The 14,120-nt window shown below is 58.0% G+C and carries 11 protein-coding genes and 1 tRNA gene; 7 read left to right on the forward strand and 5 right to left on the reverse strand.

What is annotated here, in order from left to right:
- The first annotated feature begins 101 nt into the window (after window positions 1-101).
- From hisC to CC94_RS0108580, 7 genes are all read left to right on the forward strand, one after another.
- Window positions 102-1,193 carry a histidinol-phosphate transaminase gene (gene hisC, locus CC94_RS0108545; protein ID WP_031430494.1) on the forward strand — a complete coding sequence of 364 codons (1,092 nt, stop codon included), beginning with the start codon at window positions 102-104 and terminating at the stop codon, window positions 1,191-1,193.
- A gap of 184 nt (window positions 1,194-1,377) precedes the next feature.
- The gene (petA, locus tag CC94_RS0108555) at window positions 1,378-1,977 is read left to right on the forward strand and encodes a ubiquinol-cytochrome c reductase iron-sulfur subunit (RefSeq protein ID WP_005368923.1); all 600 of its coding nucleotides are present in this window, start codon (window positions 1,378-1,380) and stop codon (window positions 1,975-1,977) included.
- On the forward strand, window positions 1,974-3,389 hold the full coding sequence (locus CC94_RS0108560; protein ID WP_005368925.1) for a cytochrome b: 1,416 nt from the start codon (window positions 1,974-1,976) through the stop codon (window positions 3,387-3,389). Before petA ends, CC94_RS0108560 begins: the two co-directional genes overlap by 4 nt.
- A gap of 1 nt (window position 3,390) precedes the next feature.
- The gene (locus CC94_RS0108565) at window positions 3,391-4,113 is read left to right on the forward strand and encodes a cytochrome c1 (RefSeq protein WP_031430495.1); all 723 of its coding nucleotides are present in this window, start codon (window positions 3,391-3,393) and stop codon (window positions 4,111-4,113) included.
- Window positions 4,114-4,302: 189 nt separating this feature from the next.
- Window positions 4,303-4,878, forward strand: a complete 576-nt coding sequence (locus CC94_RS0108570) for a glutathione S-transferase N-terminal domain-containing protein (RefSeq protein ID WP_245549438.1) — start codon at window positions 4,303-4,305, stop codon at window positions 4,876-4,878.
- Entirely contained in the window at window positions 4,875-5,264 is a 390-nt protein-coding gene (locus tag CC94_RS0108575) for a ClpXP protease specificity-enhancing factor (RefSeq protein ID WP_005368932.1), read from the forward strand. Before CC94_RS0108570 ends, CC94_RS0108575 begins: the two co-directional genes overlap by 4 nt.
- A 73-nt stretch (window positions 5,265-5,337) precedes the next feature.
- Window positions 5,338-5,413, forward strand: a tRNA-Lys gene (locus CC94_RS0108580).
- A gap of 128 nt (window positions 5,414-5,541) precedes the next feature.
- On the opposite strand, the gene CC94_RS21360 is transcribed toward CC94_RS0108580, so the two are convergent.
- The 5 genes from CC94_RS21360 to CC94_RS0108605 form a co-directional block, all read right to left on the reverse strand.
- The gene (locus CC94_RS21360) at window positions 5,542-5,991 is read right to left on the reverse strand and encodes an RpnC/YadD family protein (RefSeq protein ID WP_031430497.1); all 450 of its coding nucleotides are present in this window, start codon (window positions 5,989-5,991) and stop codon (window positions 5,542-5,544) included.
- Window positions 5,992-6,231: 240 nt separating this feature from the next.
- On the reverse strand, window positions 6,232-8,184 hold the full coding sequence (locus CC94_RS0108590) for an aconitate hydratase (protein ID WP_005368934.1): 1,953 nt from the start codon (window positions 8,182-8,184) through the stop codon (window positions 6,232-6,234).
- Window positions 8,185-8,211: 27 nt separating this feature from the next.
- Window positions 8,212-9,315: an AI-2E family transporter gene (locus CC94_RS0108595; RefSeq protein ID WP_005368935.1), complete on the reverse strand. Its 1,104-nt coding sequence runs from the start codon at window positions 9,313-9,315 to the stop codon at window positions 8,212-8,214.
- 472 nt (window positions 9,316-9,787) lie between these two features.
- The gene (locus tag CC94_RS0108600; RefSeq protein WP_005368936.1) at window positions 9,788-10,366 is read right to left on the reverse strand and encodes a hypothetical protein; all 579 of its coding nucleotides are present in this window, start codon (window positions 10,364-10,366) and stop codon (window positions 9,788-9,790) included.
- 343 nt (window positions 10,367-10,709) lie between these two features.
- Entirely contained in the window at window positions 10,710-13,952 is a 3,243-nt protein-coding gene (locus CC94_RS0108605; RefSeq protein ID WP_169740950.1) for a chemotaxis protein CheB, read from the reverse strand.
- Between the last annotated feature and the right edge of the window lie 168 nt (window positions 13,953-14,120).

Raw genomic sequence — 14,120 nt, forward strand, 5'->3', positions numbered from 1 at the left:
GGCTGTCGACAGCGGTTGAAACTCGGCAAGACATCGGCCGAGGAATTTGGGACAATGTGACCGAAACTCAACCGCAGCGATACCGACTCCTAATATTAATGATGAACATGAACGACCTGGCGGCCGGTGTTTTCCGGAAGGAAGTGCTGGCCATGTCCGCCTACCACGTTGCCGATGCGGAGGGCTTGATCAAGCTGGACGCGATGGAAAATCCTTACGAATGGCCCGAAGACCTCAAAACCCGTTGGCTCGAAACCCTGCGCGCCTGTCCGTTGAACCGTTATCCCGATCCCTGTGCGCGCCGTCTCGCCGCGGCGATCAGACGTTCCGCCGGCCTGGATGACGATGCGCCGCTGCTGCTCGGCAACGGTTCCGACGAAATCATTCAGCTCTTGTTGATGGCGCTGCCGCCGGATTCCTCCGTGCTGTCGCCGGAGCCGGGATTCGTGATGTACCGGCAGCTCAGCCGCTGCCTGGGTCTGGATTACGTTGGCGTGCCGCTGCGTGCGGAGGATTTCGGTCTCGATCTGCCGGCGATGCTGGCCGCGATCGAGCGGCACCGGCCGAAGCTGATCTTCCTGGCCTATCCGAACAACCCGACCGGCAATCTGTTCGACCGGGCCGCGATCGAGGCAATCGTCGAAAAGGCGCCGGGCTTGGTTGTGATCGACGAGGCTTACGAGCCGTTCGCCGGCGCCAGTTACCTGGGCATGCTTGGCCGCTATCCGAACCTGCTGGTGATGCGTACGGTGTCCAAGTTGGGACTGGCCGGTCTGCGGCTCGGCTACCTGGCCGGCAGCGCCGAACTGCTCGGGCAACTGGATAAAATCCGCCTGCCGTACAACATCAACGTGCTGACCCAGGCCAGCGCCGAGTTCGCGTTGAACCACAAAACCCTGTTCGATCAGCAGACCCGGCTGATCTGCGCCGAGCGGGCACGCGTTTTCGCCGCGCTGGCCGCCATCGGCGGCATCATGTCTTACCCGAGCGCCGCCAACTTCATTCTGTTCAGAACGCCGCCGGGCCGCGCGGACGAAATTTTTGCCGGGCTTAAACAGCGGGGGATACTGATCAAGAATTTGAGCCCGCAGGGCGGCCTGCTGGCCGATTGCCTGCGCGTGACGATCGGTAAGCCCGATGAAAACCAAGCTTTTCTTTTCGCGCTGAATCAGAGTTTTGTATCCAGTCAGTGAGTCTTCTTGCGACGGGAGAAGGCGGCAGAGAAAAAGACGCCGGTTTTCCATTTTTTCTCGCCGCATTTTGTTATTTCACGGTAAACAAATCGGTCGAAGCACTTCAAATCGACTAGGTTCTAGTGGTATATTGCCCCGGTTAACGCGTTAGTCACGGCATAGACCGGAACAGGAGAGTTAGATAATGAATAATAAAGGCGTCGATAAGTCTAAGCGCCAATTTTTAACCTCGGCGCTGACCGTAGTGGGGGCGGTAGGCACGGGTTACTTAGCGGTACCCTTTCTCGCCCAGATGCAGCCCAGCGTAAAGGCGATGGCGGCGGGGGCGCCGGTCGAGGTCGACATCGGCAAGATGGAGCTCGGCCAACTGCTCCGTGTGGCCTGGCGCGGCAAGCCGGTCTGGATTCTGAAGCGCACGCCCGAGGTGCTGGCGACGCTGAAAACGCTGGATAACGAGCTGCGCGATCCGCTGTCCGAGGAGTCGATCCAGCCCGAATACAGCAAAAATCTCTACCGCTCCCTGAAGCCCGAAATATTTGTCGCGATCGGTATCTGCACCCACCTGGGCTGTTCGCCCACTTTCCGGCCCGAAATTGCGCCCGTCGACCTCGGCGATAAATGGAAAGGCGGCTTCTTCTGCCCCTGCCACGGTTCCTGGTTCGATCTGGCCGGACGCGTTTACCGGGGCGTGCCTGCGCCGACCAATCTGGAGATTCCTCCTTACCGGTATGTGACCGAAAACCAACTGATCATTGGTGAACCCAGCCAAGGAGCAAGCGCATGAAACCTTCACGTCTGACTTTGTTCGGCGAGTGGATACTCGAACGCTTTCCGATCACCAAGATTTGGGAAGAGCACATGGCGCATTATTACGCGCCGAAAAACTTCAATTTCTGGTATTTTTTCGGGTCGCTGGCGCTTCTGGTGCTGGTCAACCAGATCATTACCGGTATCCTGCTGACGATGAACTACAAGCCGGATGCGCAATTGGCCTTCGATTCGGTCGAATACATCATGCGCGAGGTGAACTGGGGCTGGCTGATCCGCTACATGCATTCGACCGGCGCTTCCGCGTTTTTCATCGTGGTTTACCTGCACATGTTCCGGGGGATCATCTACGGTTCGTTCAAGCATCCGCGCGAGCTGATCTGGATCTTCGGGATGTTCATCTTCGTCGCCTTGATGGCCGAGGCCTTTATGGGTTATCTGCTGCCGTGGGGCCAAATGTCCTACTGGGGGGCGCAGGTGATCATTTCGCTGTTCAGCGCGATTCCGGTGATCGGCGAGGATCTGTCGCTGTGGATTCGCGGCGATTACGTGATTTCCGATGCGACCCTGAACCGCTTCTTCGCGTTCCACGTGATCGCGGTGCCGCTGGTGCTGGTGATGCTGGTGTTCCTGCACATCGTCGCGCTGCATGAAGTCGGCTCGAACAATCCGGACGGCGTCGAAATCAAGAAACAGAAAGATGTCAAGGGCATTCCGCTCGACGGCATTCCGTTCCATCCTTACTACACGGTCAAAGATATCGTCGGCGTGGCGGTGTTTCTGGTCTTCTTCTCGGTCGTGATCTTCTACATGCCGGAATTGAACGGCTTCTTCCTGGAGCACGCCAATTTCATCCCGGCCGATCCGATGAAGACGCCGGAGCATATCGCGCCGGTCTGGTACTTCACCCCGTTCTATTCGATTTTGCGTGCGATCCCGGACAAATTTGCCGGCGTGATCGGCATGGGCGGCGCGATCGTCGTGCTGTTTTTCCTGCCCTGGCTCGACCGCGGCAGGGTCAAATCGGTCCGTTACCGTGGAGGTATCTATAAAAAAGCGCTGTTTCTGTTCGTGGTCAGCTTTCTGATCCTCGGCTATCTGGGTACCCAGCCGCCGACGCCGCTCGCAAGCGTCATTGCGCGGATCTGCACCGCGATCTATTTCGGCTTCTTCCTGCTGATGCCGATCTATACGCGCTGGGAAAAATTGAAACCGGTGCCGAGCCGGGTCACTTATCAGCCGAGTCTCGACGACCGCCTTCAAGCGTTAAAGAAAGTCTATGAAGAGGTCACTTTTGTGGAACCGTTGTCCAAACCGGTTGCATCGCCGCTGGCCAAATGCACCTTTTTGAGAAGACGGCTGAATCCTGTCGGCGTTCGCAGTGTCGCCAAGCGCTTTGTCAAAACCCTCAAAACGAGCCTTGATTGATATGAGAAGAATAATAACATTACTGCTGTTTTGCGCGTTGTCGGTTGAAGGATACGCGTCGGAAGGCGTCGAACTGCAAGCGGCGAATATCGATTTGTCCGATAAGCGTTCCCTGCAGCGCGGCGCAAAAACCTTCGTGACTTACTGTCTCGGATGCCATTCGCTCAAATATATGCGTTACAAACGCCTGGCGCAGGATTTCGGGCTCGACGAGAAGAAGATGCTGACCCAGATCGCGCCGCAGAATGCCAGCATCTACGACAAGATGTTCACCGCGATGAACAAGCATGACGCGGAAAAATGGTTCGGCATCCAGCCGCCCGACCTGTCGCTGATCGCCCGCTCACGCGGCACCGACTGGCTGTACACCTACCTGAAAGGCTTTTATGTCGATAAAAGCAAGCCTTTGGGCGTTAATAACGCGGTTTTCCCCGATGTCGGCATGCCGAATGTATTCTGGCAGTTGCAAGGCCAGCAGCAAGCGGTGGTCAACATGGTCGAAGGCAAACAGATCGTCGAAGGTTTGGTGCTCGACAAGCCCGGCACTTTGTCCGAAAAAGAGTTTGATGATCTGGTGAACGATCTTGTGAATTTTCTGGCCTATGTCGGGGAACCCATGCAACTGGAGAGAGTCAGTCTAGGCAAGTATGTGCTGCTTTACCTGTTCATGTTTTTGGGTATCGCCTACGTGCTCAAAAAGGAGTACTGGAAGGACGTGCATTAAGCGATCGACTCGGCGTAGCGGCTCCACATAATCCGGGCGATTCGCGTACCGCGTCGCCCAAAGCCGCGTCCTTGAATGTTATAATGCCTCAATTCAGCGTTTAGGACGTTCAAAAGAGGTTCTTGATTAGTGACCAACTTGTTTAGTAATAAATCTGTGATGACTCTATTCTCTTCTCCAACATGCGCAATGAGCCATTCCGTTCGCTTTGTATTACACGAGAAAGCGATCGTCGCAGACATCGAATACTACGATCCGGCCAGTCCGCCCGAGGACTTGCTCGAACTGAACCCGACCGCCGTATCGCCGACTTTGGTGGAACGCGATCTGGTGCTTTACGATTCCCGGATCATCATGGAATACCTGGACGAGCGTTTTCCGCATCCGCCCTTGCACCAGATGGACCCGGTATCCCGCGCCAATGCAAGAATGCTGATCAAACGCATCGATCAGGACTGGTATCAGCTGCTCGATGAGATTTTATACTCCGGCGAGAAAAAATCCGCCCGCGCGAAAAAAATGCTCAAGGAAAGCCTGCTGGCGTCCGCGCCGATCTTTGCGGCCCGGCCGTTTTTCATGAGCGACGAATTTTCTCTGATCGACTGCGCGCTGGCCCCTCTGCTATGGCGCCTGCCCATGGTGGGCATCGATGTCTCGACTCCGAACGAGGCGATCATCAATTATGCCGAGCGTATTTTCAGACGCCCTGCATTCAAGCGCAGCCTGAGCGACGCCGAAAAAGACATGGCGCAACTCCCGAAATGACTCCGCTAAAACCTTACCTGATCCGCTCGATCTACGAGTGGATTACCGACAACGGCCTGACGCCGTATCTTCTGGTCAATGCCGAACATCCCGGTGCGCTCGTGCCGCACGAATTCGTGGAAGGCGGCAGGATCGTCCTGAACGTGCGTCCGGAGGCGGTCCACGGTTTGTCGCTCGGCAATGACCAGATCGAGTTCAACGCGCGTTTCGGCGGTATCGCCAGGCACATTTTCGTGCCGATTCGGGCGGTTCTGGCGATTTATGCCAAAGAAAACGGCAAAGGGATGATCTTCGATCCCGAAGAAGAAATTGAAGACGATACGCCGCCCGAAACGCCGGATACCCGGCCGCCGACGGGCAGGCCGCAACTGAAGGTCGTCAAATGAAGCGGAGGATATTGGAATTTGTAGAAATATCCGCTATAATTCCGCTTCTATTCTCTAGTTGATCATTCAACGCGGGGGGTTAGCTCAGTTGGTAGAGCAGTGGACTCTTAATCCATAGGTCCAGGGTTCGAGTCCCTGACCCCCCACCACTTATAAGTTTTTTAGAGTTCCACAGAATACATAAAACCCGCAAGCTGCAAGGCTTAGCGGGTTTTTTATTGTCCAATGAAGTACCGCGCGGAAAGCGATAGCAATTTCGCCGGAGGAGGATGGCCGCTCAATGGCGGATCGCTCGGCAACTGCTCCTGCGTTGCCTACCGCTGGGGAGGCACTTGGCTGCAGCGGATAACGGTTCGTCCCACACGTCTTCCAACCGTTCGGTAGTCAAAATACGCTCGACCCAGGCGTCCAGTTGGGCTTTCGCGGCCGCGTGCACTCGCAGCTCCATGTCCGCGGGCAGTGGGCCGAATTTTAGCCGGAGCAGTTTTAGCAGTGTTTGGGCTTCGCCCTTGGTTTCGCCCCGAGCCTCCCCCCGAGCTTCCCCTTGCGCCTCGCCCTGTAATCTCGCTTCTTGTAGCCATTGCGAAATGCGTTGTGCCAGCATGGTCTTGATCTCCCGTAAATCGTTCGGTTCGGTCGGCCGGTCCTCGCCCGGCGCATGAGCACCCGGTTGATCCAGACGCTGAAACTGCGCCGCAGCCGGGTTTATTCCGGCGCTGCCAGCCATTCTATCAAATGTCCTTCTTTGTACGGACGGGTCATCGGCGCTAACGGGGCGGTGGCGGGCTCCGTTATTTTAGCAAGGGCGGGGAATACTTTCACAGCCTCATTTATCCCGTCCGGCATGCAGGATTACCGCACTAAAAGACCTACGAGGTTTTAAAAAACCTCGTAGGTCTGATTTTATTTCTTTGCTTCAACATGAGTGACTACTAGCCCTTGATCCGGTTTTACCGCCGCCGCTACGCTATTCCGGGCTCGGGCTTTTCCGTTTGACCCAGTTGATCAGCCCGCCCGCCAGCACCCTGTCGACCGCTTTGGGCGCCAATGGGTGTTCGGTTTCATAAGCCTCGTTTTTGGTCAGATTGATCACCCGGACGCGCTTTCCCTTGCGAATCGCAGCGCGCACGTCGGGGATCGACAGCCGGTCGCCTAGTTCGATCCGATCCCAATCCTCGGGATTCATAAAAATCAATGGCAGGATGCCGAAATTGCTCAGATTTTGCAGGTGAATCCGGGCGAAACTTTTCGCGATGACCGCCTTCAGGCCCAGAAAGCGGGGCGCCAGCGCGGCGTGCTCGCGGCTCGAACCCTGCCCGTAATTGGCACCTCCGGCTACGAACGAGCCCTGTTGTTGATATGCCATCGCCCTGTCGTAGTAGGTCTCGTCGACCTGGCTGAATACGAATCGGCTGATGGCCGGGATGTTGCTGCGGTACGGCAGCACCCTGGCGCCGGCCGGCATGATTTCGTCGGTCGATATGTCGTCCCCGACTTTCAGCAGCACCGGCCCTTCGAGCGCCTCGGGCATCGGTTCCAAGTCGGGCAGCGGCTTGATATTGGGACCTTTTTCCAGAGGATAGGATCCGGCTTCCGCTGCCGGCGCGGGTGGAACCAGCATCGAAACGTTGAGAATCACTTCTGCCGGCTCCGCGATGCGGGGATAGGGCATATCCAGGGTGCGCGGATCGGTGATGATGCCGGTCAGCGCCGAAGCGGCGGCGGTTTCCGGGCTGCACAGGTAAACCTGGTCTTCCTTGGTGCCCGAACGGCCCGGGAAATTCCGCGGCACGGTGCGCAGGCTGATCCGGCCCGACGCCGGCGCCTGCCCCATCCCGATACAGCCGCCGCAGCCGGCCTGGTGCAGGCGGGCGCCGGCATGGACCAGTTTTGCCAGGATGCCCGTCGCGGTCATGTTTTCCAGGATCTGCCGGGAAGTCGGGTTCACGTCGAACGATACGCGGTCGTGCGCCTGTTTGCCGGCGACGATCTCGGCCGCGACCGCGAAGTCCCGAAAGCCCGGATTGGCGGAGGAGCCGATATAAGACTGGTAGATTTCCCGGCCCGCCACCTCGCGCACCGGCACCACGCTGCCGGGGCTGCTCGGCAGCGCGATCAAGGGTTCCAGCGCCGACAGGTCGATATCCTCGTCTTCGTCGTATGCCGCATTTTCGTCGGCCAGCAGTTCCCGAAAGGCGTTTTCGCGGCCCTGGCTTTTCAAAAACGCCCTGACCGCCGCATCGGCCGGAAACACGGTCGTGGTGGCGCCGAGTTCGGCGCCCATGTTGGCGATCACGTGCCGGTCCATCGCGCTCAAGTGTTTCAAGCCGGGGCCGTAATATTCGACGATCTTCCCCAGCCCGCCGTCTACGCCGTGCCGGCGCAGCATCTCCAGAATCACGTCCTTCGCGCTGACCCAATCGGGAAATGCGCCGGTCAGCCTGACGCCCCAGACTTTGGGCATCCTGACATAAAACGGCTCGCCCGCCATCGCCATTGCAACCTCCAGCCCGCCCGCGCCGATCGCCAGCATGCCTAAGGAGCCCGCCGCGCAGGTGTGGCTGTCGGAACCCAACAAGGTTTTGCCGGGGATGCCGAAGCGCTCCATGTGCACCGGATGGCTGACGCCGTTGCCGGGACGGCTGTACCAGAGGCCGAACTTTTTGCAGGCGCTGCGCAGGAACAGGTGGTCGTCGGCGTTCTTGAAGTCTTCCTGCAGCAGGTTGTGGTCCACGTATTGGGCGGAAAGTTCGGTCCTGACGCGCGGGATGCCGAGCGCTTCGAATTCCAGCATCACCAGCGTGCCGGTCGCGTCCTGGGTCAGCGTCTGGTCGATCTTGAGGCCGATTTCTTCGCCCGCCACCATCCGGCCTTCGGCCAGATGGCTTTCGATCAGTTTCTGCGTTACGTTTCTGGCCATGGCACTTTGAGGTTCAGGTCGAAGGTTTCAGGGCAGTTCCACCGGCTCGCCGAGCACGTCGCGTACGTAAAACATCTGCACCAGCACCATTATCACGACCGCCAGCGCCGGCGCGAGCAGGAAGCCGAGAATGCCGAAGCCCGCGGCCATGATCAACTGGGCGGTCAGCAGCCAGGCCGGGGCCAGCGCCACGACTTTCTGATGGATATAAGGAGTGATCCAGTAGCTTTCGAGGGCCTGTATCACCGAATAGAGAATCATTACGTACAGCGCCGTCGAGCCGCTTTCGGCCCAGCCCACCATGACGGCCGGTACCGCGGAAATCAAGGGACCGATGATCGGCACAAAGGTCAGGACGCCGGCGAGCAGACTCAAGATGAAGGCGAAAGGCACCCCTAAAACGGCCAGCCCGATAAACGTCAGCAAACCGATCGCGAACATCGACGCGAATCGGCCGACCAGCCACCAGCGGAGCGCCTGCCCGATTCTGTCGAAGGCTTCGCGGATTCGCGCCCGGCGCGCCTGGGGAAACAGGCGAACCGTGCTATCGAGATAAATTCCGGGTTCGGCGGCAAAGTAAAGGCCCAGCACGATTACGATCAGGAAGCTCGCGACCGCCCCGAATGCGGTCGAAAAAATGCCGGCGATTTTTCCAAGTTGCCGCGGATCGGTCAGAGCGTTTCCGATTTGATAAAAGGTGTCCAGCAACAAAGGTCCCCAGGCATACTGGCCTAAAGAAGTGCGCAGGCGGTCCAGCGTCGACGGCAATTTCTTGGATAACTGATAAAAACCTTCCGCAATGTCGGGTCCGTACAGCAAGAGGATCAGTACGGAAGTTCCCAGCAGCGCCAGCACTACCAGATTCAGAGAGGCCGTTACGCTCAACTCCGTGTTCCGGCTGATCAGGTTTGCCAAGGTGCGCAAAAACAGCGCCGACAACAGACTGGCGAAAATCAGCAAAAGAATCTGTGCGACCTGCCACACCATCAGTAGCAACGCAATCACCGCGGCCGCGGTTAGCGCCACGATCAGCGTTCTTTTGGTCAACAGGCCGTTCGTGCTGCCGATCCCGACGGGCTCCATTTCGAGGGAGTCACTGCCCGGCATCCTGATTCTGTCCCACAAGCTCATGGCGCCTTCTCCCTTGGCAGCCGGGTCGGTTTGCTGTGCTTCGTCTCCTCTCGTCGGCCAGGAAAAACGTTCTTTCGACCGTACGGCTTTTCTTCCATAACCGCCTCCTCGGCAAATAAAATTTCAACGGGGTTTTAGTTGAAAAAGACCGTGCCTATATGACGATCGTTCCAATTTCTTCACCCTCGGCGAAGTGGGCGCAAAAAGCGTGTAAACCTTGCATGAGCATTATCGGGCAATTCTTTCTTGGCATAGGACAACTACCTCCGATTCCGCCGCGCGGTAGAAGAAGGAAGGGATGGCTCATTCCAAATGATCGTAAGCGGGCAGGCTTTGCAGCCTTGCATCTTCCAGTGCCTCGCCCACGGTAAAGTGATACAGGCTTTGCCAGCGTTCGGCCGGGGTGGGCGGTTTCTATGCGGCGCGGACGACTTCACCTTTCTATCCGCTTTCTTCAGACAGCCTTTGTTCATCAAACGGACACCAGCGATACGAGGTAGTGTATGTCGAGATGCAGGATGAAACGCACCTGCCTGAGGCTGACCGATCGGTCCAGCAGCGCGGCCTGAATTGCTTCTTGCGCGGTGCAGGGGCTGTCCGACACCGGTACGCCCACGTAGTCGCCCGTCTGTTGCGCGCATAACCGGTCGATGATCCTGCGTATCCCTTGGGAGGACAGCAGGTATCTGTGCCGTTCCACCGGCACGCGCACCCGTTCCGTGAAATAGCGGTCGTCGAGCGCATCTTCCCAGGGATCGAAATCTTCATCTTCGTACCGAACCATTTTCCAGTCCCGCCTTAACCGCTGCGAAATGGGAAGGTTCGTGCGTGTCGCCGAAAGCAGCTGCAGGATCGCATAAGAGACCACCGAGGGGCACGCGAGCAGTTCATTCATCTGGCAGAGCGTTTCTCCGTCCCATTCCAGCGGTAAGATCAGCCGGGGCTCGTAAAAGATGCACCCGTTGATTACTTTTCTGTTTCTGGGTTGATAAAGGCGCGCCGCCCGATGGATTTCGGACGCCGTATATTTAAGAGAAGCGGATGCCGTCATATTTTGCCTCCTCTCTTCCGGCTCTGGCGGTATCGTACCGGTCGGGCGATACCCGAAAATTCGTCCGTCATTGTGGAATCTGATTATTCAATTGGATGAGCTGCGGTAAACGAGAGTTCGGCAATTCCCCGATTCTTTTTTGCTTCATGCAAGCTGAAAACTTATGGCGGGCGCATCGTCGGCTAAGGATTGGGCCGATCATAATTTCCCCCTCGTTCCCATACCGGGCGTTCATCGTGAGACACCCTTATCTGACTTGGGTTGGTCCTCAAAGGGGATAAGCCGCTGTAGTAGGCTGTGCGTACCATGAAAGGTTGAATAAAGTACGCACGGCCGTCCCTGTTTACGGCCGGGTGATGTCGCGAAAGACGAGAATGCCGCCCGTGATGTTTTCCTTTGCATCCCGGATCGGGCCTGAATTGCAGAGCACCGGGATGTGCTGCCCATCCTTGCGGACGATTACCCAAATTTCATCCTTGACAGTTTCGCCGTTTCGGATCGAGCGCACCAGAGGGAGTTCGTCATCCGCCGGCTTCGTGACCCCATCGGTACGGCGGATGCCCCATCGCTCCGCCAGTTTGCCGCAGGCGACTTTCAGGTGCCTGTCCGGTTTGCCGGTCATCTCCCGGCCGGTCCGGTTGATCATCCGGATTTTCGCGTCAGGGGCGTCCGCGACGACGATGCCTTCCGGCAGATATTCCATCAAGGCGGCCAGCATCCGGTCGCCTTGCTCCGCTTTGGCCAAGGTCCGGCGCAACGTCTCTTCGGTGCGTTTGCGGTCGGTGGTTTCCCAGGCGGTCGTGATCAATCCCCAACCCGCGTCTCCGGGCAGCGCGATCCGGAATATGGACCAGCTGAAGTAAACTTCCTCCACGCGGCTGTTTTCGGAGCTTTTTACTTCATAGGGGGCATCTATCGCGGAAAACGGCTTTCCGGTTTTCGCGACGTTCAGAACGTGTTTTTCTATCTCCGGTTCCTCCGGCCATACCTCGCGAGGCGTCTTGCCCACCATTTTTCTTTGCGGCGCCAATTCCTGGTATTTCGGATTGACCAGCAAGATGTTCATATCCGAGGCGCGCACGATGTTGACCGCCACCGGCAAATGGTCGAGAACCGTTTTCAGCAGGTTGTGCTGCGCCTGAGCCTCCTCTTCGGCCCGTTTGTGTTCGGTGATGTCGGTGAAGGTAATGGCGACGCCGGCGGTTTTGTCGTTACCGGTACGGAAAGGGCCGATCCGGCGCAAATACCAGCGGCCTTCCATATTGCACACCTCTCCTTCGAGAGGTTCGCCCGTCCGCATTACGGCCTGTACATCGTCAATGAAATGAGGATCGACAAACCGCGGCCCGAGTTCGGTGATCTGCCGTCCGGTATCGTAAAGCCGCAGCGGAAAAAGTTCGCCGATGGCCGGCGTAAACCAGCGTACGCGCAGCTCCTTATCCAGGAACAAGGTCATCACCGCGCCGCTGCTGAGCACATGGCTCTGTGTTTCCAGTTCCTGGATCTTGGCATGCAGCCGGGCGTTGACGTCGTTGATCTCCTCGTTGCTGAGATTGAGCTGGTCGTTGACGGCCCGGAGTTCTTCATTCAGCACCTGAAGTTCTTCGCGGGAGGCTGCCAGTTCTTCGATCGTCAGACTCAGCGTATCGCACCAGCAGGGTAGTGTCCCCGGTCCGGCCGCAGAAACGTCCGGCACGGTCTGGCCGGAGCCGTTCCGGGGAGCGAGGGTGCCGGAGCCGTTCGAGCGTACGAACGAAACCAGCAGGCGGGATGTGCTTTCCCCTTCTCCGGACTGGATCGGCGTGAGCTTGATGCGCAATGCGCCTTCGGCCGTTTGGGGTTCACGCAGGCGGTCCATCGTCACCGGTTGCAGCTCGGACAGAACGGTCTGGGCCGCAACTCGAATGTCGGCGGCCCAGACCGGCGGAACCATCGCCAGCAGGTTCAGGGTCGGCTGGCCCGGCGGCAGCCGCAGGAAAGAAGAGGTGTCGCCGTAGATGTGAAGGATGTTGAACTGCACGTCGATCAACACGGACGGAAGATCGAATTCTTCCAGTACCGCCCGATGCGCGCTTTCAGCACCGAGGGTGGCGCTGGTGTGCGAGGGCGGTAGCCGCTTCAGGCGTTTTGGAAACCGGACCGGGCTATTCTCCAGCGGGGCTACTTTTCGATAGATGCGCCGGGGCATCGATACGGTTTCGAAACCGTCCTGTTTTAATGGCAGGGATTCGCCCCGGCCGAGGAATAGGTAACCGCCCATTCGCAGCGAGGCATGCAGCAGCGCCACCACCCGCTGTTGTGCGTAGGGTTCCAAATAGATCAAGAGGTTTCGGCAAGTGACCAGATCCACATCGGCAAAAGGCGGATCCGCAAGCAGGTGTTGCGGCGCGAACACCAGCTTTTCCCTGAGGCTCTTTTTGATTCGGTACTTTCCGCCGTAGGGATAAAAAAAGCGCATCCGGCGTTCCGGTGAAATTCTCTCGACCGCAGCGGCGGAAAATACGCCACGCCGGGCGCGGGCGACGATATCCGGCGACGCATCGGTAGCAAAAATCCGGAAATCGGCCGGTTCGCCCAGCCGATCGATCTGCCCGGCCAGCAGCATCGCGACCGAATACGCTTCTTCGCCCGAGGAACAGGCCGGCGTCCAAACCCGTACGGGACGGTCTCCACGGTGCTCCCGGATCAAGGGCGGGATCACTTTGCTTTCAAGCATGTCCCATGCCTCCGGGTCGCGGAAGAACTCAGTCACGTGAATCGGTATGCTCCGGACCAGCGTTTCCAGTTCGGCCGGTTCCTCGCGCAGCAGCGCGACGTAATCGTGGGCCTGATCGATGCCCCGGGCACGCATACGCTGCTGAATCTGCCAAAACAGCGGGCTGAACTTGTAACCGCTCATATCCGAGCCGGCATGGCGGCGGATCAGCATTAGAATCTCCTCCAGCGGTTGCGCGATGTCTTCCGGTCCCGTAGCCGCCGGCGGATGCACCGCCGCAGCGTAAGTGTCGGCGAGCAATTCACGGGCGATCGCATCCGCCGGCAGAATATGCTTTGCCGTACCGGTCGCGATCGCGGCACAGGGCATGCCGCCGTGCATGGCGGTGGTCGGGTTCTGTACGAAAACGGTGCCACCTGCCTGCTTGATCCGGAGGGCGCCTTCCGCGCCGTCGTTGCCGGTGCCGGAGAGGATCACCGCGATGGCATTGTTGCCGCGGTCTGCAGCCAGGCTTTTGAAGAAAATATTGATAATGTCGATGCAGACCCTGGCGTTGGCGGGAAACGGGCGGCTCCGCAGCCTGCCTTGATCCAGGGCCAGCGCTTCGCCGGGGGCGATCGTGTAGACGTGATCGGGCTCTACCTGCATGCCGTCTTTGGCTTCGCAAACAGGCAGACGGCACACCTTTCCGAGCAGTTCGGGAAGATGGCTCGTATGGTCGGGCGGCAGGTGCTGTATCACCACAAATATCAGCCCGGTTTGGGGCGGCAGGGCGGAAAACAGGTTTTGCAGCGCCTCCATTCCGCCGGCCGATGCGCCGATGCCGACTATCGGAAAGCCTGGTGTTTGCTGTCCATTGTTGTCACTCACCGACATTTTTCACTCCATGAGAGTATGCTCTTTAAATCAAAGGGTTAATTAACTCATTATGATCCATTACAAAAATAAACGTTCGTTCGGAACTGACCGGTTGACAGGCAATTTTCATGCCCTTCTCAGGCTATGGCTCATGCTGTCCACGGAATGATGAAGATATGG

This window comes from Methylomicrobium agile (genome assembly GCF_000733855.1).
GTDB lineage: Bacteria > Pseudomonadota > Gammaproteobacteria > Methylococcales > Methylomonadaceae > Methylomicrobium > Methylomicrobium agile.

Coding starts and splice junctions, on each gene's coding strand:
- CC94_RS0108565 (WP_031430495.1), top strand. CDS start 3,391: ATGAGAAGAATAATAACATTACTGCTGTTTTGCGCGTTGTCGGTTGAA.
- CC94_RS0108560 (WP_005368925.1), top strand. CDS start 1,974: ATGAAACCTTCACGTCTGACTTTGTTCGGCGAGTGGATACTCGAACGC.
- CC94_RS0108575 (WP_005368932.1), top strand. CDS start 4,875: ATGACTCCGCTAAAACCTTACCTGATCCGCTCGATCTACGAGTGGATT.
- CC94_RS0108600 (WP_005368936.1), bottom strand. CDS start 10,366: ATGACGGCATCCGCTTCTCTTAAATATACGGCGTCCGAAATCCATCGG.
- petA (WP_005368923.1), top strand. CDS start 1,378: ATGAATAATAAAGGCGTCGATAAGTCTAAGCGCCAATTTTTAACCTCG.
- hisC (WP_031430494.1), top strand. CDS start 102: ATGAACATGAACGACCTGGCGGCCGGTGTTTTCCGGAAGGAAGTGCTG.
- CC94_RS0108590 (WP_005368934.1), bottom strand. CDS start 8,184: ATGGCCAGAAACGTAACGCAGAAACTGATCGAAAGCCATCTGGCCGAA.
- CC94_RS0108595 (WP_005368935.1), bottom strand. CDS start 9,315: ATGAGCTTGTGGGACAGAATCAGGATGCCGGGCAGTGACTCCCTCGAA.
- CC94_RS21360 (WP_031430497.1), bottom strand. CDS start 5,991: ATGGCTGGCAGCGCCGGAATAAACCCGGCTGCGGCGCAGTTTCAGCGT.
- CC94_RS0108570 (WP_245549438.1), top strand. CDS start 4,303: ATGAGCCATTCCGTTCGCTTTGTATTACACGAGAAAGCGATCGTCGCA.